Source organism: Undibacterium sp. Tian12W, from assembly GCF_049339405.1.
In the GTDB taxonomy this organism is placed as follows: domain Bacteria; phylum Pseudomonadota; class Gammaproteobacteria; order Burkholderiales; family Burkholderiaceae_D; genus Undibacterium.
The window spans coordinates 248,784-272,511 of sequence record NZ_JBMPPK010000005.1; the positions used below are offsets into that span (position 1 = coordinate 248,784).

Consider the following 23,728-nt stretch of genomic DNA (forward strand, 5'->3'; position numbering starts at 1 on the left):
GTCATACGGACTTAATGGCAACACCCGGTATAAAACAATACACGTTGCGCTTTAGTTTTTATACCGGGGAAATATCACCTCAAAAATCGTTCCCTGCCCCTGACTACCAGTCAGCACCTTGATCTCTGCCTTATGGTCTGTTGCGATATCCCTGACGATGGCCAGCCCCAGGCCGCTGCCATTTGACTGATCGCTGATACGATAAAAGCGGTTGAAGATCAACTCTTGATCTGAAGGCGCAATGCCGGGGCCGGAATCATCTACTTTCAGCAGCACCTTGTCTTGCAGGCTCAGGCAACTGACCGTGATGGTTCCCTGTGCTGGCGTATAACGAATCGCGTTATCGATCAAATTATCAATCAAGTCGCGCAACAAAAAGCGGTTTCCCATGATATCGCCAGGGGACAAATCAAAACCCAGATCAATATTTTTCTTGTCGGCTTCTTCTATGAAATGCTGTATCGCTTCTTCCACCAGTTTTTCGAGCGCCACCTTCTCCAGGTAAGCTTCAACAAACTGGCTGGGCTCTGCCCTGGCCAGTGACAGGAACTGGTTGGTCTGTCGTATCACGCGCTCACTCGATGACAGCATCAACTCAATTGATCGACTGGTTTCTTCATCGGCTACATAGCGCTGCTGCAGCCACTCTATCTGCATTTTCAGGCCAGCCAGTGGTGTTCTCAACTGATGCGCCACGTTCGCAACAAAATCACGCTGCGCAGCAGCGCCTACCTGCACTTTGCTCAGCAAGTCATTGAGTGCCATGACCAATGGCTGCAATTCCAGTGCGTTATGTTCTACGTCAATCAGGGACAAATCATCATAACTGCGCGAATCCAGATCAGCGCGCATTTTCTTCAAAGGTAATAAGCCTTTTGACACTGCGAACCAGACGATGAGGATGGACATGACTGCCAGCAAGCCCTCCATCAGCAGCAGGGTAGTAAAAATCTCGGAACGGATATTATTCCTGCGTCTCAGGGTCTCACCTACACCGATAAAAACCGGTTTGCCATCGACCATGGCCTTGAGTGAAATAACACGTATCCCGCCGCCGCGCATCATGCCATCGTAGGCCAGCGGCTCATTCAATTGCTCGGATGTGCGCAAGGAAGGGAAATCGCTATCACCAGCAATAGTTTTTCCTGCGACATTCCTGACAATGAAATAGATGGGGTCAAAATGGCCCACACGCAGAACCTGTTCTGCTTGCGGTGGCAAGTCGATGGCGACATCGGCACTGGCCAGTTTCAACCTTGGCACCAATGCCCAGGCCGTATCTGTCAAGCCCTCATCAAAAGCGGCATTGGCAGGCCCCCAGGCGAGGCGATAAATCAGGATGGCGCCAAGGATGTTGGTAATCAACAAAGGCGCGATCAGCCATTTCAGCAATCGCAGGCGTATGCTGGCATTCATCAACTGGCTTTCTCCAGCATATAGCCAAAGCCTCTGATTGTCCTGATGGTGACACCGGCATCCAGGATTTTGCTGCGTATGCGTGAGACATACACTTCGACCGCATTCAGCGTGATGTCCTCACCCCACGGCAGGATGGCATCTATGATTTGCTGCTTGGATACCACGCGGGCGACCTGCAGCATCAGGTATTCGAGAACAGCCCATTCGCGTACCGACAATTCAATTGTCTGGCCATTCACGCGGGCGCGCTTGGCAGTCTGGTCCAGCGTCAGTCCCGCCAGTTGCATGGCGGTAGCTTCTGGTGAACTGCGCCTGACCAGCGCCTTGATACGCGCCACCAGTTCTGGCGTGGCGAAGGGCTTGACCAAATAATCATCGGCACCCAGTTCCAGCCCGTGTACACGGTCCTGGATGGAATCTCTTGCTGTCAGCAACAGCACTGGCAAATTGGCATTCTGACTACGTAAGCGTCTGACAACCTCAAAACCATCAATGCCAGGAATACCGATATCAAGCACCATGATGGAAATCTCTGACCGCTGCAATGCCGCCAGCGCATCGAGGCCATTATGGACGACATCAATCACCATACCGTGAGCTTTGAGATTTTTGGAGATGCCATCCGCAATCACGGTGTCATCTTCAACCAACAAGACATGCATAAAATATCCGAATGAGCATATGAACAACCTGGATATTCTACCTCTTTGACCTCTGTTCCAAGCCTGCTCCCGCTTATTTTTCATTGTCAGCTTATTGTCAGCCTTCTGTCATGTTGACGACAGAATGCCTTGCTATCCTGCCTCAAAATTTGTAATTGACTATTTGCTGCGGCAAACACCTGGCTGCCTTAGTTTGCTTTGCTGTCAGGTGAATTCCCTTGAGGTGGAAATGAATAAGAACAATACCAGTCTGCATACGCTAAGCGTACTGCTCGCCCCCGTCTGTCTGAGCATGCTGCTGTCTGGCTGCAACAAGGCAGAGGCACCAGCATCCAAAAAAGAGGCGGCGGACGAAGCCAAGTTACCCCTGATCCGGGAAGCAGCAGGGATACGCCTGCCTGAGGCATCGCCATTACGAAAATCAATAGCGGTCGCTGCCGTGACTGAACAGACGATAGAACGCGCCATCATCATTCCCGGCACGATAGAGCTGGATGCGGCAACATCCATCAAGGTAGTTCCCCCGGTAGCCGGGCGCATACTGCAATTGAACAAACGTCTGGGCGACAAAGTCAGCGTGGGTGATGTACTGTTTTCTATAGACTCTGCCGATATTGCCACGGCCTACAGTGATGCCAGCAAGGCACAAAGTGCGCTTTTATTGTCTAAACGCAATCTGCAGCGCCAGAAAGACCTGGTAGACGCAGAAATTGCTGCACGCAAAGATTATGAACAGGCAGAAGCAGATTATTCCCAGGCCAGCTCGGAAGTAGGCAGGACCAAAGCCCGGTTGGCACAGCTAGGCGTCAGCCAGGATGGCGCTACCGGTCACCATTACCAGTTGCGTTCTCCTATAGCCGGACGGGTCATTGAATTAAGCGCCGCGCAAGGTGGTTTCTGGAATGATACCAATGCGCCCCTGATGACCGTGGCTGACTTGTCCACTGTCTGGATGACCGCTAGCGTCACCGAGAAAGACCTGCCACTGGTGTTTGCCGGACAAGCAGCCAAAATCACCCTGAATGCCTATGACAATGAAGTCTTTGAAGGCAAGATACGCTATGTCGGTGATGTCATTGATGCAGATACCCGCAGCGTCAAGCTCAGGATTGCAATTGACAACAAGGCTGGGCGTTTCAAACCTGGCATGTATGCCAAGGTCAATTTGAGTGGACAGGCCCATCAGGCACCTGCCATTCCCGCGTCAGCCGTAGTGCAGAATGGTTTTAATACACGTGTGTTTGTAGAAAAAACACCCTGGGTATTTGAACCGCGCATCGTCAAGACCGGTGCCCAAGTGGGCGACAAACTGGAAATCCTGTCCGGCCTGAAAGCAGGCGAGCGCATCGTCATCAAAGAGGGAGTGCTCCTCAATGATTGAAAATATTGTCAAAGTCAGCTTCGCCAGACGCGGCATTGTCTGGCTCGTCTTTATCCTGGTCGCCATGTATGGCATCTACTGCTGGAATCAGTTGCCGCTGGAAGCTTATCCCGATATCGCCGACACCACTTCACAGGTAGTGACACAGGTCAGCGGCCTGGCGGCCGAAGAAGTTGAAAAGCAGATCACGATACCGCTGGAACGCGAAATCATGGGTACGCCCGGCATGCATGTGATGCGTTCCAAAAGCACTTTCGGCCTGTCCCTGATTACCGTCGTGTTCCAGGATGGTACGGAAGATTACTGGTCACGCCAGCGTTTGCAGGAGCGCATCAGCGCCGTTACCCTGCCCTATGGTGCGCAGCCTGGTCTTGATCCGCTGACATCGCCCATAGGCGAGATATATCGCTACACGCTGGAATCCAAGAGCCGTGACCTGCGTGAACTGTCCGAACTGCAGTTCTGGAAGGTAATCCCGCGCCTGAAGCAGGTGGCGGGTGTGGCCGACGTCACCAATTTTGGTGGTATCACTACCCAGTTCCTGCTGGAATTTGAACCAGAAAAACTCAGCAAATATAACCTGAGCCTGGCGCAAATCACGCAAGCCATCAATGCCAATAATGCCAGTGCTGGCGGCAGCATACTGACACGCGGGCAGCAAGGTTTTGTCGTGCGCGGCATAGGCCTGATCAGTGGCCTCGATGATCTGGGCAATATCATGATCACGCAAAAAAACGGCGTGCCGGTCTTGTTGAAAGACCTGGGTGAGGTGAAGCTCGGCAATCAGGAACGCAGTGGCATACTCGGCAAGAATGAAAATCCGGACACGGTAGAGGGCATCACTTTGCTGCTCAAGGGCCAAAATCCATCCAAGGTACTGGAAGGCGTGCACGCCGCAGTCAAAGACTTGAACGAAAATGTCTTGCCCAAGGATGTCAAGGTCGTGCCTTACCTGGACCGCACCATGCTGGTGAAGGCCACCCTGCACACGGTAGGCAGGACCCTGCTCGAAGGCATGATATTGGTGACACTGGTGCTGCTGCTTTTCCTCGGTAGCCCGCGTGCTGCACTGATTGTTGCAGTGACGATACCCATGTCTTTGCTGACGGCATTCATCTTCATGCATCACTTCAAGATACCGGCCAATTTGCTGTCGCTGGGTTCCATCGATTTCGGTATCGTGGTAGATGGTGCGATTGTGGTCATGGAACAGATACTGCGCAAGTTTGAAGAAGATGGCGGCAAACCCCTGACAGCAAAAGATGTCATGACGGCTGCCCTGCAAGTCAGCAAACCCATCTTTTTCGGTATGGTCGTGATTATCACTGCCTACCTGCCGCTGTTCATGTTCCAGCGCATAGAGTACAAATTATTTTCGCCTATGGCATTTGCGATCGGCTTTGCCCTGCTCGGTGCACTGGTGGTTTCACTGGTATTGATACCCGGGCTGGCCTATGTAGCCTATAAAAAGCCGCGCAAGGTATTCCACAACCCGGTGCTGGAAAAATTTTCCTCCATCTATAAACCCGTCCTGGAAAAAGTTGTCAACTCACCGCGCTTGACGATTGCAGCCTTTGTGTTTGCCTTTGCCGCTGTCGTGGGACTGGGTGCCAGTATAGGCCGCGATTTCTTGCCCACTCTGGATGAGGGTTCGATCTGGCTGCAGGTCACTTTGCCACCAGGTATCTCGCTGGAAAAAGCTGGCAGCATGTCTGATGAACTCAGAAAAGCCACGATGGAGTTCAAGGAAGTGTCCGCCATCGTCACGCAACTGGGGCGCAACGATGAAGGCACGGACCCATGGACGCCTTCCCACATCGAGGTCAGCGTCACCCTGCACCCGTATGACACCTGGAAATCTGGCTGGAGCAAACAAGAACTCATAGAAAAAATGGCACAGCGTTTTGAGAAGCTGCCTGGTACCCATGTCGGCTTCACACAACCCATGATAGATGGCGTACTGGACAAGCTTGCCGGTGCCCACAGTGATCTGGTCGCCAAAGTGTATGGCAATGATTTCAAGGAATCCCGCCGTATTGCCAAAGAAGTAGAAAACACGCTGAAAGCCGTACCTGGTGCAGAAAATGTCATTATCGAACAGGAACCACCTTTGCCGCAGATACGCATAGAAGTCGATCGCGCCGCGTCTGCCAGGTATGGCGTCAACGTTGCCGATATCACCGACCTGATAGGCACGGGCATAGGTGGCAAACCCATAGCCCAGTTGTTTATTGATGAACGTCACTATGACATCGGTATACGCTTCAACAAAGCATCGCGCAGTACACCGGATGCGCTGGGCAATCTGATGCTGACATCCTCCAGCGGTGCCAGGATACCGCTGGCGCAGGTAGCCAGCATACGTCTGGATGATGGTGAAAGCACCATCACGCGGGAAATGGGCAAGCGTCACCTGACTGTCGGTCTGGGGCTGAAAGGGCGTGATCTGGCTTCTTTCCTCGATGACGCCAAGGAACAGGTGGAAGCCAAAGTCAACTACGATCATTCCAAATTCCAGATTACCTGGGGTGGCCAGTTTGAAAATCAGCAACGTGCCCAGGCCAGACTGGCGGTGATTTTGCCTGTTGTAGTGGCCTTGATGTTCATTCTGCTGTTTGGACAATTCAGGAACCTACGTCAACCGGCATTGATATTGATGGCCGTGCCACTCGGTGCTATCGGTGGTTTGTGCGCCCTGCATTTGCGCGGCATGACGCTGAATGTATCCAGCGCGGTGGGTTTTATCGCCCTGTTTGGGGTGGCCGTGATGGATGGGATTTTGATGGTGTCGAACCTGAATCGTCTGCGTGCCGAAGGTAAATTGTCATTGCGGGACGTGGTATTGCATGGCGCCCGCGAACGCTTCCGTCCGGTCTTGATGACGGCCAGCGTTGCTGCCCTGGGATTGCTGCCCGCTGCCATCGCCCACGGTCTGGGCAGTGACGTGCAGCGTCCGCTGGCCACGGTTGTGGTGGGTGGTTTGATCACGGCAACCGGCCTGACCCTGGTATGGCTGCCAGGTCTCTATTACCTGATAGAAAAATATATAGAAAACAAAAACAGTAAAGCTGCCGCGCACCATGAAGCCAGCGTAGCAGATGCAGTGTAAGGAATCATCATGCAAAAAATTAAGAAACAAAAATCTCATGGACTGCCGCTGATGTGCGGCCTGCTGCCATTGTTGTTGCAGTTGCCGGTTCATGCACAGGTCAATGTGCAGACAAATACAGTCAGCATGCAGCAATACCTGGCTGCAGTAGAAAACAATAGCCTCGATCTGCAAGCGCAGCAAGAACTCGTCACCAGTGCCAGGGCCGGCATCTCCATCGCCAGTGTGCGACCAGACCCACAATTGACGGCAGGTATTGACTCCAGAGAAATGTATGGCCCAAACAAGCCCAATACTGCGACCACGTCGATAGCAGGTATCGCCATTACTGTGGAAACTGCCAACAAGAGAGGTGCAAGAATACAGGCAGCGGAGAGCAATGTACGCCTGACCGAAGCCGGTGTCTCAGCCTACCGGCGGCAGCTATTGAGCGATGCCTCAAACGCTTTTACAGAAACCTGCCGCTCTGCCATGTCGCTGGCACGTCGGGATAGCAGCCTGAATGCCATGCGCGATATTGTGAAGATGAATGAAACACGTTTCAAAACCGGCGACATAGGCAAGCAGGAACTAGTGCAATCAAAAGTCGAAGCTGATCGCTTTGCCATGGATGTCACCAGCGCCCGCGCTGATACCATTAATGCTGAAGCGCAATTATCGAATTTCCTCGGAAAAAGCTATCAAGAGATTTTTGCAGACAGGAAAATCGATTGCAGCGGCAGCCAGGATGAGATGACGGCAGATCTGACCACCCTGACACGGCAAGCCCTGGAAAAACGGGAAGACATACAAGTGGCGCGTTCAGCCAGTGAAAATGCCAAGGACAATATAGAACTGGCAAGAGCCAATCGCTGGATCGATCCTGTGGTCAACCTTGGTATCAAGAACACGCCAAGGGTCAACGCGATACAGAATGCCAGCGGTACAGTCACGAATTCTCCGGCTGAACGTTCGAGTCCGCTGAGCCTGACGGTCACGATTCCTATTCCTTTTTCACGCATGCAAAGTGGCGAATTAAGCCAGGCGCAATCAGCGCTGACACAGGCGCAACTGCAATTGCGCTCAACCTTGATGAAGGCAGAAACCGAGGTCAGGGGTAGCTATCTGCAATATCAGGCTGCTTTGCAAAATATCAAAAACTATAAGGAACACGTACTTGAGGATTCTGACCGTTTGCTACAGAGCGTGCGTACCAGCTATCGCAAAGGGGCAGCGTCGATGCTGGAACTCTTGAATGCCCAACGCAATGCCGATGAAATTTATCAGGCCTATCTACAGGCAGAAGCTACTTTGGCGATGGCCAGAATCAAGCTGCAACAAAGCACTGCTTATCAGATGAAATAAGGGAAAAATAAGCCTGTCACATTACAGGCAAGCGTAGCATAAAAGCATGGGCAAGCCCATGCTTTTATGCTTCATTTTTGGAGACAGTCCCATGTTTACGCATGGGCCAGATTTATTGCTTGATATTGCTTGATATTACTTAAGCAACCTGACGTTGCAATTGGTTTTGCACCTGAGCCTGCTGTTCTACCAGTTGCAGATTCTCGGCATCAATCAGGATGCGACGTGGTTTGTGTGCTTCTGGAATTTCACGTACCAGTTCGATACTCAACAAACCATTGTCGAGACGCGCGGTGACAACTTTGACATGGTCAGCCAAGCGGAAACGGTGTTCAAAATCACGTGAGGCAATGCCACGATGCAGGAAGTTGCGTGTGCCTTCTGCCTTTTGACGGCGGCCTACGATTTTCAGGGTATCACGTTCGGTTTCGATGTCGAGTTCGCTGCGGTCAAAGCCGGCAACTGCCATGGTGATTGCATATTTATCTTCTGCAATCAACTCAATATTGTAGGGGGGATAGCTGGGTGCATTTTCTGTACGTTGTGCGTCATCAAACAATTGTGCGAGACGGTCAAAACCGATAGCGGAACGGTACAGAGGAGCGAAGTCAAAATTACGCATGATAATATCCTTATAAATTGAAGCGATATAAATTAAATGTTTAGAAACTTTTTTTAAAACTACTGCTTTGAAGCTACTACTTTGACACTACTGCTTTTACTTCTTCAGCAAACCTCGCTTTTGAGCATCTGCTGAGTAGAAAATGGTACTGGTACAAAGAGTTTCAAGAGCCTTTTATAAAAAATTTTAACTTCAATAAAATTGACAATAAATCGACTGTCCTCATCAACAAGATTGACAACAGTCCACCAGGAACCAAACAGGAAACAGGCATGGCCAAGCTCTACTTCAGATACTCAGCAATGAACGCCGGGAAATCCACCGCACTTTTGCAGGTGGCACACAACTATGAAGAGCAGGGACAAAAAGTCCTTCTCTATACCGCTGCCATAGACAACCGTTATGGTGCAGGTAAAGTCACTTCACGCTTGGGGCCACAAAGGCAGGCTGAAGTTTTCGATACGAATTTCGATTTTTTGGCAGAGACACCGAAGGTCAGTTGCGTGCTTGTTGATGAAGCGCAATTTCTGTCTGCTGACCAAGTACGCCAGCTACATCAATTGGCACAGGTGCGCGGTGTGCCAGTGATTTGCTATGGCTTACGCAGTGATTTTTTGGGTGAGCCATTTACCGGCTCGGCATATTTGCTGGCGCTCGCGGACGATATAGAAGAATTAAAAAACATCTGCGCTTGCGGCAAGAAGGCCACGATGAATATCCGCGTTGATGAAAATGGCAGACGCATGAAATCTGGCGAACAAATTGATATTGGTGGAAATGAGCGTTATCAACATGTATGTGGCCGCTGCTTTTACGCTGGCTAACAATAATACGCAGCCTTCTAAAACAAAAGAGCAGGCCCTCGAGCCTGCTCTTTTTACGTATTCCAAACAAGTTTTACAATACCTTCAAAAACTCCGCCAGATCAATAATCTCCTGCGGCGTAAATCCTATATTGAAACGCTTGTCATAGAATTTCACGACATCTGTAATCTCCACCATGCCACCATTATGGAAGTAAGGGGAGCGTGCTTCTATGGCACGCAGGCTGGGTACCTTGAAGCGGCCTATGTCTTTCCATTTTCCTGTGTTCATGGCGCTGCCGGGGTCCGTTGTTTGTAGCAACTCACCAGTCAGTTTATTCCTCAGCGTATATAAGGGCATATCAGGTGTGCGCAGGCTGGCATCTGATACGCCGGTATTGAACAGGCGCGGCACAGAATGCGTACCCACATTACCTAGGCTATGGCAACTGGCGCAGGTTGCACGCTGCAAACCAACACGCAATTCATCATTGAAGCCGGCGACGCGTGTGATAGTGAAAGGCTTGTTATTGAATATCTGCTCGCCTCTGGCTATCGATGCCCTGGCAATATTGATTGCCGATGGTGGCTGTGGTGGTTGCGGTGGCCTTCCTTGCACTGGCGGGTTTGGTGGCGCTGGCCTGTCCAGCCCGCGCCATGCGGCAAACATGTTCATGACATTGCGGTCGAATGGTGCTCCCGTTATATAGTCACCGCCATCAAGGTCATTGATACCAAAATAAAAATTATTCTTTGCCAGTTCAACAGGGCCACCTTTGGCGCCAAGGTCTGTCAGATTACCTGCGGTCAGACTGCTGATCTGTGCTGTGAATAAAGTTTTTTCAAAATCAACGATGCTGCGCTGCTCTGCTGCAGTCAAGCCCTGCGATGCCTGCGCATGACCAGTGACTGCGCTATTTGACTGGTGCAGCAAATCGAAATCAGTGGTGGAAAAACATTGTAGCGGACGGGTATTGCGTATACACAGATTGGACCTGGCATCGCTGAAAGTTTCACGGCCATCCCACATGACGGTACTCAGAAATTTGAGATTCGTCGTTGGCATAGGACGACGGAATAGCGATACTTCTTTGGCGCTGGCGTACCCATAGGGATCATCTACTTTATCCAGTATAAATTCAGCATCAGCGGGTATTGGCAAACCCACTCTGATGAGGCCCTTGGACAGCAACATGTTATAAGCCTGACGCTTTTGATCTAGCGTGGTCACTTTGGCAGTCGGCGAGTTTGCTCCATCGACGAGGGCAAACACCGGGTCATTACCATTGCTGGCAGTAAATCTCAGTTGCAGGTCGTCAGGACGTATGCTCCAGCCCTGGCTTTCCTGATGGCAGCTGGCACAACTGCGGCCATTGCCAAAGGCTTTAAAGAAAGGATTGTTTCTATCTATGCTGCCAGTCGTGGATACTGTCAGCGCAGCTCCCTCGCCATTGGCAATAGGCTCGAGTGAAGGCGGGTCTGCAGGGGCAGGTACCGGAGCAAGGAGTGCAGCCGTGCTTACCGGCGGTGCTGATTGCACACTAGTAGCATTGCTTGCTGACCCTGCCGTACTGGCGTCGCCACCGCAGGCAGCCAGGCTTGCCAGCATAAGCATGGCACTGCCTATCTGTACTCTTGCCCGCACGCCGGCCATAACATGTAAATTCGATATTCTTTGTGATTTCATTTCTAGCCCCCTTGAAGTTTCGATTTTTCTACTCAAGAAGCCCGGCATTCTCTGCGCTAAGTTCTGAGACTGGAGACAGGATGATTTCTGAATGTGAAGAAAAAATGAAGAAAACAGTTTTTTTGAAATTCCATCCGTATTTTTTTATAAAAATATTTTTTTGTTGCGTATCGTCTTTACTTCATGATTCCTCCATAATTGGCTGGCACCATGGCAAATCAATACTTTAGAACTCATTTCATAAATAGGATCACTAGTGTCCCAACGTTTCTCATAGGAGAGACATCTGTTTTGGTTGAATTTCGTCATTGAGATTTCCCGATGACGGCGTAAGTAGTTGATTTATTGGTGTTGTTTCAAACATGGTGAGACTCAGTATTTGTAGAATTTCGTAAAGGCTGTGAGGCAAATGCAGACGTTTTTTGACGATTGCGATGAGTACGTAAGTACAGACCGCGATCCATATTTGCGTCTTCACGGCATTCTCGCTGGTGCCCAGAAAGGTCTTGATACGCAAATGCTGCTTGATCCACTTGAAAAACAATTCGACTTGCCAGCGCTGCTTGTAAAGTGCCGCAATCATCTCTGGTTTGAGAGCGAAATTGTTGGTCAAAAAAATGATGCGCTCCCCAGCGTCGTCCTTGACGACGACACGACGCAAACTTGCCGGGTAATGCTTGCTTGTGTAGAAGAGTGGAAGCACACCAGTTTGATCGCAGATAACGTTGCTCGTCGCCCGATCGACCGGATGCGAGTACCGACGCTTGAATTTGGTATTGCTTTTTGCTCTGGTGACAAAGAAGGCACCCGTCGAATGCAAGTTGTACAGCCGGGCGAAATCCAGATAGCCACGATCCATCAGGTAATACGCGCCTGGTTCGATGACCAGATCGTCGAGAATATTGACCTCGTGGGTCTTGCCGTCTGTGATGTGAATGAAACTGGGAATAGAACCACGTAGGTCCAGCAACGTGTGCAACTTGATGGCCGCCTTGGCGGACCGGAAAGGTGCCCACGGATATACCGACAAACACAGATCGATAGTAGTGGCATCGAACGCATAGACCGTTGCATTGAAGTCCAGGCCAAACGGCTCGCTGGCGTACAACGGGCGTGCTATCGCAATTAGATGTTGCGCCAGATCGGCATAGATTTGCCAGGGACGTGTGGCGTTTGCATTGGCCAGCGTATTGCGGGAAATCGTCGCACAGCGAAATCCCATGTGATACAGCCGATGGGCCTGGGCGCGCAGATTGACTTCGATATCGCGCAGCGATTCCCGATAGGTCAACTGTGCAAACGCCATGGCGAAGAATTGATCCAGACAGGAAAAATCCTTGACCTTGTGATCGCCCCTGTGGGCTGCTACGCATCGTCGAAAGGTGGTCAGCGGCAAATACGTCATGACCTGCGAGAAAACGAGTTTGCCCTGATGCATAGGAGCCTTCAGCGGATATCCGCAAAAAGCACCAATTCTGCACCTCGACGTTCAAATCGAGACCAGATGAAAACATCATTTTATGCAAACAAATCATTGACTTATGAACCCCTGATGTGAAAACGTTGGGACACTAGTGAAATAGGATGAGTGCGAACAAGACGATTTGGGATGCAGTGCAAGGCGTGACGCGCAGCTAAGGCGTCCGCCTTAGCAAGCGGCACAACGCAGCAATGCGCCCAAATCGTCAGTTCCCGGAGGGGTTGCCTCATAACGTGCGCTGGACTGCGTTGAACTCGTTGTCAATAGGCAAAGCTATTGACTGCCTCGTCCGCCTTGCCAGCCCACGTTATGAGGCAAACGCATCTCATCCTATTTATGAAATGAGTTCTATACAATCCGGGAGCCCTGAAGTATGCGTCTGACCATCGCCCGCAAGCTCGCTTTGGCCATTACGGCAATTGTGATTATCAGCATAGGCACGCTGGCCTGGGTCACCAGTCAAAACCTCAAAAGTGGTTTCATCGCCTACCTCAGCGACCTGGAAAAGCAAGACCTGGTCAGGCTAAGCAATCTGCTGGCAGAAGACTATCGCCAGTATGGTAATTTTGACCGTTTCCAGGCCAACCGCCGCCCCATGCGCGACTTGCTTGATCAGATACGCAGCCAGCCACGTCCACAAAATGAAGATGCTCCGCCGCCGCCACCCAGAAGGCCGCGTGAAGACGGGACTGAAGACCAACATGACAGGCGCCCGCCGCCTCCACCACCAAGAGGCCAGGACAGGCCACCACGCGATGCACCACCAGAGCAAAGGCCACCGATAGATCCTATGGGCTTTGGACAAAGACTGTCGCTGATAGACAAGAATGGTATAGCCCTGATAGGCCCCGGCGATGCGCCCGGTGGCAGCATCGTGCCCATCATGCTGGGCAATCAAAAAGTAGGCATGCTCAGGCTGGCCCCTCTGCGGCAAATCTCGAACGCGAGCGCGATGGATTTTGTCAGCTTGCAAATACGTCATACCTTATGGCTGGCATTGACACTGATACTGGTATCGCTGGCATTTTCCCTGTGGCTGGCCAGGCATTTATTGCGTCCTTTAAAATCCTTGCACCAGGTCACGGCAAAAATTTCCAAGGGCCAGCTCGACGCCAGGGCAGAAATGATCAGCCAGGACGAACTCGGTGACCTCGCCCGTGACATCAACAGCATGGCGCAAAACCTGGAGAGAAACGAAGCACAAAGAAGCAAAATGCTGGCTGATATCTCGCATGAATTGCGTACCCCGCTGACTGTCATACAGGGTGAGGTAGAAGCCCTGATGGACGGAGTGCGCCACATCACACCCGCAGCGCTGGAGTCCCTGCATGCAGAAGTGCGCCACATCAACAAGCTCGTCGATGATTTACGCCAACTGACGCTGGCCGATGCCGGTGAGCTGCATTATCAGTTCCAGCCCATGGACTTGCGCCCGATGCTGGCAGACCTGTTGCAACGCTTTGGCCTACGCATGCAGCAGGCTGGCCTGCACCTTGACAGCCAGTTGGGCGACATGCCAGCATGGATCAATGCCGATGGCGGACGCCTGACCCAGGTACTCAGTAATTTGCTGGAAAACAGCATACGCTATACCGATAACGGCGGGGTGATCCTGTGCACCTTGACACGTAATGGCGCCTTGCTTGAACTCAGTATCGAAGACAGTGCGCCTGGTGTGCCGGATGCCAGCCATGCGCTGTTATTTGACCGCCTGTACCGGGCCGACAGTGCACGCAACCGCGCCAGCGGTGGCAGCGGCCTGGGGCTGGCGATCTGCAAGGTCATCGTTGAAGCACATGGTGGACGTATCAGTGCATCTGCCTCACAATTGGGTGGCGTGAAAATTCTCATGCAATTGCCTTTTATCAAGACACCATAAATCATCACATGGACAATAGCGCCCACATCTTCATTGTTGAAGATGACTTGAAAATCGCGGCCCTGCTGAAGGACTACCTGCTCGCGGCGGGCTACCAGGTAAGCCATGAAGCAAATGGCAGGCTGGCACTGGAACAACTGCGCCTGTCCGCACCCGACCTGATCTTGCTGGACCTGATGTTGCCAGAACTGGATGGCATCAGTATCTGCAAGGAAGTACGCAAATTCAGCGAAGTGCCTATCATCATGCTGACTGCGAGAGTGGAAGAGGTAGATCGCTTGCTGGGACTGGAAACCGGGGCTGACGACTATGTCTGCAAACCCTTCAGCCCACGTGAGGTTGTCGCACGTGTGAAGGTGCATTTGCGCCGCAGCATGGCTGGTCTGACTGGTCTGACTGGTCTGATTAGGCAGCCAGCTTCTGAACAATCACGTTTTGCTATCGATAAAGAGCAACTGCGCATACTGATTGATGCCCAACCTCTGAATCTGACGCCGGTAGAATATCGCTTGCTGTCTGAATTCATCAGCCATCCTGAACGGGTGTTCTCACGCCAGCAATTGCTTGATTTTGCGCATGAAGACCAGCGCGATATCAATGACAGGACGGTGGATACGCACATCAAGAACATACGCAAAAAGATACAGGGAAAACTGCCGGGCAATGAATGCCTGCATTCTGTATATGGCGTAGGCTATCGTTTTGAACTGCCATTATCAATTTAAAATTTGCAGGGAAAAAGATGTCCTGTATGCTTGACTTAGAGTCCACTCTAAGTTCTAAGATCATACCGTGACCAGACAATTCATTTCCATAGGCGAGCTGGCTGCCCTGACGGGCTTGTCTGCATATACCCTGCGTTTCTATGAAAAGGCCGGGGTCTTGCAGGCAGCCAAACGGGCAGACAACGGCCACAGACGCTACAACAGCCAGGACGTCCTGTGGCTGGAGTTTGTGCTGCGCCTGAAGCAAACCGGCATGCCACTGGCGGACATACGTGAGTATGCGCAGCTCAGGGCAGCAGGAGAAATGAGTCTGCAACAGCGGTTGACTATGCTTGAGCTCCATCGTCAGCGCCTGGCCACCACCATGTCTGAGCTTGCAGCCAATGCCAGCGTCCTGGATGACAAAATCCGGATTTATCAAACAATGATAGTTGATAAGGCTGGCCGGAAAAAGAAAGTCTGATCATGCATCAAAACAGCAATGTATCCATCAATGAACGTTATCAGCGCGGTTGGGAAAAGCTCAGGGAAATTGATGGCGAAGCAGGAGAAAAAGTCATCGCCGCGCTGGCAGATATTGCGCCCGACTTTGCACGTTACCTGATTGAATTCCCTTTCGGGGATATTTACTCACGCCCGCAACTGGACTTGAAGTCACGCGAAATCGCCGTGGTTGCAGCACTGACGGCGCTTGGGAATGCCACACCCCAGCTCAAGGTGCATATACAGGCTGCCCTGAATGTGGGTTGCACGCGCGAAGAAGTGACAGAAGTGATTATGCAAATGGCGGTATATGCCGGCTTTCCTGCGGCGCTGAATGGCTTGTTTGCGGCGAAAGAAGTATTTGCTGCGCTGGATGCTGAAGCTTAAATCGGCAGACAGTAACTTTGCTTGACGGTATCCATGATCACGGTGGTGCGGAATTTGAGGATGTTCTCATTGACAAACAATACGGCACGGGTAAAACGTTCATAAGCTGCCATGTCCGTGGTTTGCACGATGAGCATGAAGTCAAAATCACCCGCGAGGTAGAAGCACTGCTGTACTTCGATCAGGGCCTGCATGTCTTGCTTGAAGCTGTCTATGACATTGCCCAGGCCTTTTTTGAAAGCAACCTCAACCATGACGGTCAGGGGATAGCCAACCGCCTGGGGGCTGACTATCGCCACCTCTGCCCTGATGACGCCTTCATCCCTGAGCTTGCGTATGCGCCGCTGCACGGCAGTGGCAGACAAGCCTATGTCTGCCCCTATCAGCTCGGCTGAATGGCGACTGTTCTTTTGCAGGTAGCGCAAAATGGCAAGATCAAAACCATCCAGTATCATCGCAATAGGGGTTCATGATGGGGAAGCCTATTATGAACCCATTGGAAATCAATTGCTTACTCTGAAGCAATTAGAAACAACAAAGTGGCAATTAATTTGCCTTGAAGAAATAATAGGTGGCTTTATAAGGTGTGCGGGTTTCTGCCCCAATCTGGAAATCCGAGCATCCAGTCAAAGGTGCCTTGCCGCCAACGGTGACCACGCGCTGTATGCTGGTGACCTTGGAAAAAGTACCATTCGCTGAGCTGGACTTAGCTTTCAACAACAGCCAGGGGATAGCACTGGTATCGACGCTGTCGCTCTTGGCGACTACTTCAGCGACTACTTTGCTGCCATCCGCGGCTTCCCAGGTCGGGCCTTCATAATGCTTGCCCAGTTTGGGGCTGGTAGGGTCATGACTCGCGTATAGCTCAGCTTCTGGCGCACGGAATACCCATTCAAACTTTTTAGGGCCGGATTTATTGGCACGGCAATCATAAATCTGCACGCCGGTAGCAGCCATCTGGAAGGCCAGCACTTCACCTGCAGGTGCTTTGAGGTTGGCTGGCACGCTAACGACCTGGGCAGCAGGTGCAACTGGGTCTGCCGTATGTTTAATAGGCGCAGTCGAGCAGGCTGACAGGAAGGCAGCAGTAGCAATACTGCCAGCGATAGCGATTTTTTTCATTTCTTATACCTTTCAATTAGAGCCGCCAAATTTTAGCAACGGTGTTTTAAAACGAATAAAACACTTACTGAATTTTACATCCTTTGTCAGGAAAACAAGCCCCTACTTAAGTATGAACAAAGTATGAACAAAATATCAGCAACATCGGCGAAAACCGCCTGCAGTATGGATTTTTCTGCTCAGCAGGCCACGGGGCTTCGTGGGACAATGCGGGATTCGCCTGCAGATGAGCAGGCAACAAGGATGATGGATCAGGCCAGATGAGCAACAAGAACAAGAAGGATGCAAGAAACCGAGCTGGCAGCTCATTACTGCATGCGCGCAACCGCCATCAGGGACGCTATGATTTTGCGGCCCTGAGCAAGGCAGAGCCTGCCCTTGCATATCTGCTTGTCAGCACCCCAACAGGTGAAACCAGCATCAATTTTGCCGACCCGCTGGCAGTCAAACTGCTCAACAGGGCTCTTTTGCACAGCAGCTATGGCGTGCGTGGCTGGGATATCCCCTCCGAGAATCTTTGCCCTCCAGTGCCGGGGCGGGCAGACTACCTGCATTATCTGGCTGATTTACTGGCTGACTGCAATCAGGGCCGTGTGCCCAAAGGCAAGCAGATACTGGCCCTTGATCTTGGTACGGGTGCCAGTTGCATTTATCCCCTGCTCGGTGCCAGCGAATATGGCTGGTCATTCTGCGCCAGCGACATCAATCCCGCCTCGCTGGCTAATGCACAGGCCATACTGGAACATAATCCCGGCCTGGGCCAGCAGATACAGTTACGTCAACAGGCCAATGCGGCATCCCTGTTTCATGGCATCGTTGGCGATGATGAATGGTTTGATGTCAGCCTGTGCAATCCGCCTTTTCACGCTTCTGCTGAAGAAGCAAGAGCTGGCAGCCAGCGCAAGTGGGAGAACCTGAAGCAAACTGGCCAGGCAGAGCAGGCGCTACCCGTATTGAACTTTAGTGGCCAGGCTGCAGAACTGTGGTGCGAAGGCGGGGAACTGGCGTTTATCAAGAAAATGATCACTGAAAGTGCGGCCATACCCACAAAAATCTTATGGTTTTCTACTCTGGTATCAAAGTCGGCCAATTTGCCCGCAATCCATGCGGCATTGAAGCAGGTCAAGGTGCTTGATGAAAAAACCATTATCATGAGCCAGGGCAATAAAGAGAGCCGTCTGGTTGCCTGGACTTTCCTGAATGCAAGCCAACAGGCTGCCTGGGCCAAATTACGTTGGTCAAATAGCAAGAGATAAAGCCTGCGCCTGGGTATTTGCCTCCCTTACAGAATATAATCTTAGCTATAGCGGCTAGCCCTGGCTTACAATCTCGTTCGTCTGCCGGTTTGCAGTCCGGAATCAACAAGAACCCACAAGAAATAGCAAGAAGTATGCAATATGTATCTGTAGAGTAAGAGTACTAAGAGTATTGAGAGAGTACTGAATATAGCGTCGCGTGATTTACTTTTGAGCAAAATGTATCAAGGATAACAATGAAACGTGTAGATGATTTCCGCCTGAAGCTGGGCAAAGATGAGCTGGTTCCTATCATGATCGGTGGCATGGGCGTCGATATTTCCACTGCTGAACTGGCTCTGGTTGCTGCACGTCTGGGCGGTATAGGCCATATCTCTGATGCCATGGTGCAGGATGTCTCTGACCGTCGTTTTGACACCAGCTTTGTCAAGGAAAAGACCAAATTCTACAAATACAATATCAACAATTCCGACAAGACTGACATCAAGTTCAACCTGGATCAACTGGCAGAAGCAACCCGTATGCACGTGGGCAAGACCATGGAAGCCAAGCAAGGCACGGGCATGATCTTTGTCAATTGCATGGAAAAGCTGACTATGAATGGCCCACGCGAAACACTGAAGGTGCGCCTGGAGTCTTCACTTGATGCTGGTATTGATGGCATCACCATGAGTGCCGGCCTGCATCTGGGTTCTTTTGGCCTCATCGCTGATCACCCGCGCTTCCGCGATGCAAAACTGGGCATCATCGTTTCTTCAGTACGTGCGCTGCAACTATTCCTGCGCAAGAATTCCCGCCTGAACCGTTTGCCCGACTATGTCATTGTCGAAGGCCCGCTGGCTGGCGGCCACCTCGGTTTTGGCATGGACTGGGCTGAATATGACCTGCAAACCATCATTACTGAAATCGTCCAGTACCTGAAAGCAGAAAACCTGGATATCCCGCTGATAGCCGCTGGTGGCATTTTCACAGGCAGCGATGCCGTATCCTTTTTGGAAAACGGCGCAGCCGGGGTACAGGTAGCTACGCGCTTCACAGTCACCAACGAATGCGGTTTGCCTGCCAGCGTCAAGCAGGAATACTTCAAGGCCAGTGAAGGCGATATCGAAGTCAATAATATCTCGCCTACCGGTTACCCCATGCGCATGCTAAAGAACACGCCTGCCATTGGCGATGGCATACGCCCTGGTTGTGAATCTTATGGCTACCTGCTCGATGGCAATGGTAACTGCGCTTACATCACTTCGTATAACCGCGAAGTGGCAGCACATCCCGATGCGAAGAAAGTCTCGGTCATGGACAAGACTTGCCTGTGCACCCATATGCGCAATTTCAATTGCTGGACTTGTGGCCAGATGACTTACCGCCTGAAAGACACGACCCGCAAACTGCCGGATGGTACTTATGAATTGCTGAGTGCTGAACATGTGTTCCGCGATTATCAATTCAGTGTTGATCACCAGATTGCCTTACCTGTGTAAATCACTGCTCTGAATACAAAAACGCCGCTTTAGCCTTTGGGCAAAGCGGCGTTTTCATATGTGCAGGCTATCAGAGTTCAGATGGCTTCTTGTTCGCGATGGTTTTCCAGTTGGTTTTTGCAAGATCGATATTGCCTGCAATGTCCTTGGCCCAGATCGCACGAATCTTGGTATCGAGATTGAAGTAGAGTTTGTTATCGACGATGTCATACACGTCCGGGTCAGCAACAAATTTCTTGCCTATGGAAGCCCCATAAGCGCAGTAGCCACCAAAGGCAGGCAGGTATTTCTCAGGGTTCGCCTGGAAAGTCTTTTTGTTTTCTTCACTGGTAAACAGGTAATCAACCCCATCTACTGTTGCCACATGGTGACCTGTGCCATGAGCTGGTTTTTCACTGGTGAAGAAAGTCGTGAGATCGTAGCCCCGTGCACCTATGACGCTATTGGCGACCGTATCAGCAGCGCTGATGCCTGGCACTGCTGCCAGGGACAAAGCGGCTACTGCGGAAAAGAAAATGAATTTGATTTTGCTGAACAGGCGGCTGGAAGTGCGTGATATGGAAGTGCGTGATATGGAAGTGCGTGATATGGATGTGAGTGACATAGCGTGCTCCTTTATATGGTTGAAAGCGGATTTGAGATTCGCCTTGCTCATGCGCAGCGAATGGCAGGCACTTTAATTCAGTTCATCAAAGTAAAGAATAACCATAATATTGAATTCATTATTCCCTAAAATGGAATTATGGCCACCGATTCTGATTCGGCACTCTCTGGTGCAAACTCATGCCACGCAGAAATATTTGCTTACATTTTGGTGCATGCACCTGCCTGCGCTGGTATCACAAGCAATTTATTTCCCTGATTAGTTGCGAGCAAGATCAAAATCACTGGTATCAGCCTTGGCATGAAAAATGCTGCAATGCACATGCTTGTGTGTCATTGACGATGTTTTTGAAAAGGCCAGCCTGATGAAAATACGCGTGCTCTCCAGCTTCCCGCTTTCTGTCTCACTTTTTCTCTCATTTTTCTTCTCATTTTTTTTCTCCATCAGCCTTTTCCTGTATGGGGGCAACAGCTATGCACAAGAAACTGCGCCAGCGAGTTCTGCAGCAAGTGCCACAACAGCACCTGTAGTGGCTACGGCCACGCCACCAGCCATGACCAAGCCGGGCATGATCGCCGCCGACAAGATCAGCGCTGGCGACACCGCCTGGATGCTGACCTCGACTGCACTGGTATTGCTGATGACCATACCCGGCCTGGCCCTGTTCTACACTGGCATGGTGCGCAAGAAAAATGCCCTGGGCACGATGGCGCATAGTCTGGCAACCACCTGCATCGTCACGGTCTTGTGGGTGGTGCTGGGTTATAGCCTGGTATTCACCGCAGGTTCGCCTTATCTGGGCAGCATGGACAGGTTCATGCTGCACGGCGTGAGCTTCTTGAAAGAAGCCGGGCAGCTCAGCGTGCATCAACTGGCACCGACGATACCGGAAAGCGTATACCTGATGTTCCAGATGACATTCGCCATCATTACCCCTGCCCTGATCACCGGTGCCTTTGCTGAACGCATGAAGTTCTCTGCGTTGCTGCTGTTCATCACCTTGTGGTCTTTGCTGGTGTATGTACCGGTCGCGCACTGGGTGTGGGAACCGGCAGGCTGGCTGGCGGCGCGTGGTGTGCTGGATTTTGCCGGTGGTACTGTTGTACATATCAATGCCGGTGTATCTGGCCTGGTGGCTGCTTTGATCGTCGGGCCACGCCTGGGTTTTGGCAAGGAACCCATGCCGCCGCATAATTTATTACTTACTGCGATAGGCGCATCACTGTTATGGGTGGGCTGGTTTGGTTTCAATGCCGGTTCTGCCGGTGCGGCAGATGGCCGCGCCGGGCTGGCGATGCTGGTGACACAGGTGGCGACTGCGATGTCGGCACTGGCCTGGATGCTCGTGGAATGGCTGCGCCGTGGCAAACCATCGGTGCTGGGCATAGTCTCTGGCGCTGTCGCTGGCCTGGTCGCGATCACACCGGCATCCGGCTTTGTTGATCTGACAGGTGCACTGGTCATAGGTGCAGTCGCTGGCGTCGCATGTTACTGGGGAGCGACTTCACTCAAATCCTTGGGTGGCTACGATGATTCACTGGATGTATTTGGCGTGCATGCCATCGGTGGCATAGTCGGGGCCTTGCTGACTGGCGTATTTGCAATGAAGAGCATAGGCGGTGCTGACGGCAGCTTGGCAACGCAGGCCTTTGGTGTCATCGTCACTGTGATTTATTCGGGCGCTGTGACTGCCGTCATTTTATGGCTGATCAAAGTGAGCATTGGCTTGCGCCTGACCAATGAGCAGGAAAGAGAAGGACTTGATCTTGAACTTCACGGGGAGCATATCTTATGAGTACCAGCAGCCTGATACAGAATGCCATGTCGGACAATCTTGCCTTCTCCCTCATGGCAAGACTGCACGTGATTTTACGGCGGCAAAATGGCCGCGTGACTGACATAGAATACATGCGTGTCAATCCCGGCTATTGCCGCACTATCCTGGACATGGCGCTGGAATTACCAAACCCTGATTTGCACGACATCTGTCAAAAGCTCAATGAGATTTATTTTGGTGAAGATGGCTTGTTCGTCACGCCACCACCACCCACTCCTTTGCTCAACAGACTGGCAGTCAGGAAACAGGTCATCAACAAGCAGGACGAAAGCAGCATGCCGGATATGACCAGGATACCCGCGCCTGTGCTTGATCATAATGCCATGGTCGATCAAACCTATATAGGTCGCTTGCGTTAGATTTTTATCCGGTGAGGCCAAGACTCATATTACCATTTGGAGAAATGGTCTTCTGTCACACCCACCAGTTTTTCTATCTGCCACCTGGGTGCATCCAGACTTGCCCTGACCCAGCCGCTGAAGACACCTATGGGTTGCAGATAACGGCTGCTGGCGATGACGAGGTTTTTATTTTCTGCGCGAAAACCTTCGGGATGAAAATGCAGGTCCAGCAAACCATCATCAGTATAAATATGCCAGTCAGCCATGGCCTGGCCGGGATCAAAGTCGAACTGTGCAGCGCCCAGTGAAATGAGTTGGCCATCCAGCCACAAGGCATTTTCGTGACTGGAAAAATACCCGGCCTGCAAGTTGAAACCTATGTCCAGCGCATGTGCTGATGCCCAGCGCCAGCCAGTTTCACGCGCCAGGAATCCATTGCTATGATCATAGCTGCCTACACCTTTCTGCAAATTGAAACTGCGGCTACCCACACGTACTTCGCCACTCAATGGCATGCCCGCAGATTTGACGGTTGCATGCACAGTACCGCCCAACACTTCACCAACTGCCAGCAAGGAAGGCGCAGCCGGTTTGGCATCCAGCATGGCATTGATGCTGAATGAACCGCAGTGCAATTGCAATTCATAGCACCCGCTGGCTGGCAGATGCTGAAAGCGTATGCGCTTGCCAAAAAACCTAAATGCGGAACTGGCCTGTTCTGCCGGATGCGCATTCAGTGTTGCTGTCAGACCTGGCAGACCATCCTGGGAATAACTGGCAATAAGCTTGCCTGCCAGCCTGTCGAACACATAGGCAAAGGCGGTGTTGGTCCAGCCCACATCAACAATCGCGATACCGCAAAATATTTCTTCTGTCGCCAGCGCCACATAATGCCAGTGCTTGTGGTGCAAGGTTTGCCACAGCTTGCCGCGCCTGTGTGGTGCGGCCAGACTGGTCCAGTCTATGATGGTTGGTGCACCGGCATATTTGCCAAATCGCACCTGACCATCAGGATGCAGGACTTGAGCGGGTGCAGGCGGCAGGAAGTTCGCTGGCATGGTGTCTCCATTTTATATTTTTGTACGCCAGCGATTCTGCAGCAAAGC

At 51.5% G+C, this 23,728-nt stretch carries 21 protein-coding genes; 12 read left to right on the forward strand and 9 right to left on the reverse strand.

Going from position 1 to position 23,728, the window contains the following annotated elements; genetic code table 11:
* Nucleotides 1–51 precede the first annotated feature (51 nt).
* The gene (locus ACO0LI_RS08505; RefSeq protein ID WP_423032255.1) at nt 52–1,416 is read right to left on the reverse strand and encodes a sensor histidine kinase; all 1,365 of its coding nucleotides are present in this window, start codon (nt 1,414–1,416) and stop codon (nt 52–54) included.
* On the reverse strand, nt 1,416–2,081 hold the full coding sequence (locus ACO0LI_RS08510; protein ID WP_422949070.1) for a response regulator transcription factor: 666 nt from the start codon (nt 2,079–2,081) through the stop codon (nt 1,416–1,418). Before ACO0LI_RS08510 ends, ACO0LI_RS08505 begins: the two co-directional genes overlap by 1 nt.
* A 229-nt stretch (nt 2,082–2,310) precedes the next feature.
* Between ACO0LI_RS08510 and ACO0LI_RS08515 the strand changes: the two genes are divergently transcribed.
* From ACO0LI_RS08515 to ACO0LI_RS08525, 3 genes are read left to right on the forward strand one after another with little or no spacing between them, the layout of a single operon-like run.
* Complete coding sequence (locus tag ACO0LI_RS08515) at nt 2,311–3,462, forward strand: efflux RND transporter periplasmic adaptor subunit (RefSeq protein WP_422949071.1); 1,152 nt, start codon at nt 2,311–2,313, stop codon at nt 3,460–3,462.
* Nucleotides 3,455–6,571: an efflux RND transporter permease subunit gene (locus ACO0LI_RS08520; protein ID WP_422949072.1), complete on the forward strand. Its 3,117-nt coding sequence runs from the start codon at nt 3,455–3,457 to the stop codon at nt 6,569–6,571. Before ACO0LI_RS08515 ends, ACO0LI_RS08520 begins: the two co-directional genes overlap by 8 nt.
* A gap of 9 nt (nt 6,572–6,580) precedes the next feature.
* Nucleotides 6,581–7,915: a TolC family protein gene (locus ACO0LI_RS08525; RefSeq protein WP_423032256.1), complete on the forward strand. Its 1,335-nt coding sequence runs from the start codon at nt 6,581–6,583 to the stop codon at nt 7,913–7,915.
* 139 nt (nt 7,916–8,054) lie between these two features.
* On the opposite strand, the gene ACO0LI_RS08530 is transcribed toward ACO0LI_RS08525, so the two are convergent.
* Nucleotides 8,055–8,537: an Hsp20 family protein gene (locus ACO0LI_RS08530; protein WP_422974465.1), complete on the reverse strand. Its 483-nt coding sequence runs from the start codon at nt 8,535–8,537 to the stop codon at nt 8,055–8,057.
* A 272-nt stretch (nt 8,538–8,809) separates the two neighbouring features.
* Here ACO0LI_RS08530 and ACO0LI_RS08535 point away from each other — a divergent pair, with 272 nt between their 5' ends.
* The gene (locus tag ACO0LI_RS08535) at nt 8,810–9,361 is read left to right on the forward strand and encodes a thymidine kinase (protein WP_422949075.1); all 552 of its coding nucleotides are present in this window, start codon (nt 8,810–8,812) and stop codon (nt 9,359–9,361) included.
* Nucleotides 9,362–9,434: 73 nt separating this feature from the next.
* Here ACO0LI_RS08535 and ACO0LI_RS08540 read toward each other — a convergent pair whose 3' ends face one another.
* A complete protein-coding gene (locus tag ACO0LI_RS08540) occupies nt 9,435–11,027 on the reverse strand; it encodes a cytochrome C (protein ID WP_423032257.1) in 1,593 nt (530 codons plus the stop codon).
* Nucleotides 11,028–11,298: 271 nt separating this feature from the next.
* Nucleotides 11,299–12,465 carry an IS4 family transposase gene (locus ACO0LI_RS08545; RefSeq protein WP_423032258.1) on the reverse strand — a complete coding sequence of 389 codons (1,167 nt, stop codon included), beginning with the start codon at nt 12,463–12,465 and terminating at the stop codon, nt 11,299–11,301.
* Nucleotides 12,466–12,880: 415 nt separating this feature from the next.
* On the opposite strand from ACO0LI_RS08545, the gene ACO0LI_RS08550 reads away from it, so the two are divergent.
* From ACO0LI_RS08550 to ACO0LI_RS08565, 4 genes are all read left to right on the forward strand, one after another.
* Nucleotides 12,881–14,386: an ATP-binding protein gene (locus tag ACO0LI_RS08550; protein WP_423032259.1), complete on the forward strand. Its 1,506-nt coding sequence runs from the start codon at nt 12,881–12,883 to the stop codon at nt 14,384–14,386.
* A gap of 8 nt (nt 14,387–14,394) precedes the next feature.
* The gene (locus ACO0LI_RS08555; RefSeq protein ID WP_422949078.1) at nt 14,395–15,111 is read left to right on the forward strand and encodes a response regulator; all 717 of its coding nucleotides are present in this window, start codon (nt 14,395–14,397) and stop codon (nt 15,109–15,111) included.
* 67 nt (nt 15,112–15,178) lie between these two features.
* Nucleotides 15,179–15,574, forward strand: a complete 396-nt coding sequence (locus tag ACO0LI_RS08560; RefSeq protein WP_423032260.1) for a MerR family transcriptional regulator — start codon at nt 15,179–15,181, stop codon at nt 15,572–15,574.
* 2 nt (nt 15,575–15,576) lie between these two features.
* The gene (locus ACO0LI_RS08565) at nt 15,577–15,981 is read left to right on the forward strand and encodes a carboxymuconolactone decarboxylase family protein (RefSeq protein ID WP_422949080.1); all 405 of its coding nucleotides are present in this window, start codon (nt 15,577–15,579) and stop codon (nt 15,979–15,981) included.
* On the opposite strand, the gene ACO0LI_RS08570 is transcribed toward ACO0LI_RS08565, so the two are convergent.
* Both ACO0LI_RS08570 and ACO0LI_RS08575 read right to left on the reverse strand, forming a co-directional pair.
* The gene (locus tag ACO0LI_RS08570; RefSeq protein WP_422949081.1) at nt 15,978–16,436 is read right to left on the reverse strand and encodes an Lrp/AsnC family transcriptional regulator; all 459 of its coding nucleotides are present in this window, start codon (nt 16,434–16,436) and stop codon (nt 15,978–15,980) included. The two genes, ACO0LI_RS08565 and ACO0LI_RS08570, sit on opposite strands and share 4 nt — an antisense overlap.
* 91 nt (nt 16,437–16,527) lie before the next feature.
* Nucleotides 16,528–17,103: a DUF3455 domain-containing protein gene (locus ACO0LI_RS08575; protein WP_423032261.1), complete on the reverse strand. Its 576-nt coding sequence runs from the start codon at nt 17,101–17,103 to the stop codon at nt 16,528–16,530.
* Between the two features lie 260 nt (nt 17,104–17,363).
* Here ACO0LI_RS08575 and rlmF point away from each other — a divergent pair, with 260 nt between their 5' ends.
* A complete protein-coding gene (rlmF, locus tag ACO0LI_RS08580) occupies nt 17,364–18,359 on the forward strand; it encodes a 23S rRNA (adenine(1618)-N(6))-methyltransferase RlmF (protein ID WP_423032262.1) in 996 nt (331 codons plus the stop codon).
* 236 nt (nt 18,360–18,595) lie between these two features.
* Entirely contained in the window at nt 18,596–19,840 is a 1,245-nt protein-coding gene (locus ACO0LI_RS08585) for a nitronate monooxygenase (protein WP_422949084.1), read from the forward strand.
* Nucleotides 19,841–19,910: 70 nt separating this feature from the next.
* Here ACO0LI_RS08585 and ACO0LI_RS08590 read toward each other — a convergent pair whose 3' ends face one another.
* Nucleotides 19,911–20,444 carry a YHS domain-containing (seleno)protein gene (locus tag ACO0LI_RS08590; protein ID WP_423032263.1) on the reverse strand — a complete coding sequence of 178 codons (534 nt, stop codon included), beginning with the start codon at nt 20,442–20,444 and terminating at the stop codon, nt 19,911–19,913.
* Nucleotides 20,445–20,808: 364 nt separating this feature from the next.
* Between ACO0LI_RS08590 and ACO0LI_RS08595 the strand changes: the two genes are divergently transcribed.
* Nucleotides 20,809–22,239 (forward strand): ammonium transporter, encoded by a 1,431-nt coding sequence (locus ACO0LI_RS08595; RefSeq protein ID WP_422949086.1) that lies wholly within the window; start codon nt 20,809–20,811, stop codon nt 22,237–22,239.
* The gene (locus ACO0LI_RS08600; RefSeq protein WP_423032264.1) at nt 22,236–22,640 is read left to right on the forward strand and encodes a hypothetical protein; all 405 of its coding nucleotides are present in this window, start codon (nt 22,236–22,238) and stop codon (nt 22,638–22,640) included. Before ACO0LI_RS08595 ends, ACO0LI_RS08600 begins: the two co-directional genes overlap by 4 nt.
* Nucleotides 22,641–22,669: 29 nt before the next feature.
* Here ACO0LI_RS08600 and ACO0LI_RS08605 read toward each other — a convergent pair whose 3' ends face one another.
* Nucleotides 22,670–23,680 (reverse strand): DUF2804 domain-containing protein, encoded by a 1,011-nt coding sequence (locus ACO0LI_RS08605; RefSeq protein WP_423032265.1) that lies wholly within the window; start codon nt 23,678–23,680, stop codon nt 22,670–22,672.
* Between the last annotated feature and the right edge of the window lie 48 nt (nt 23,681–23,728).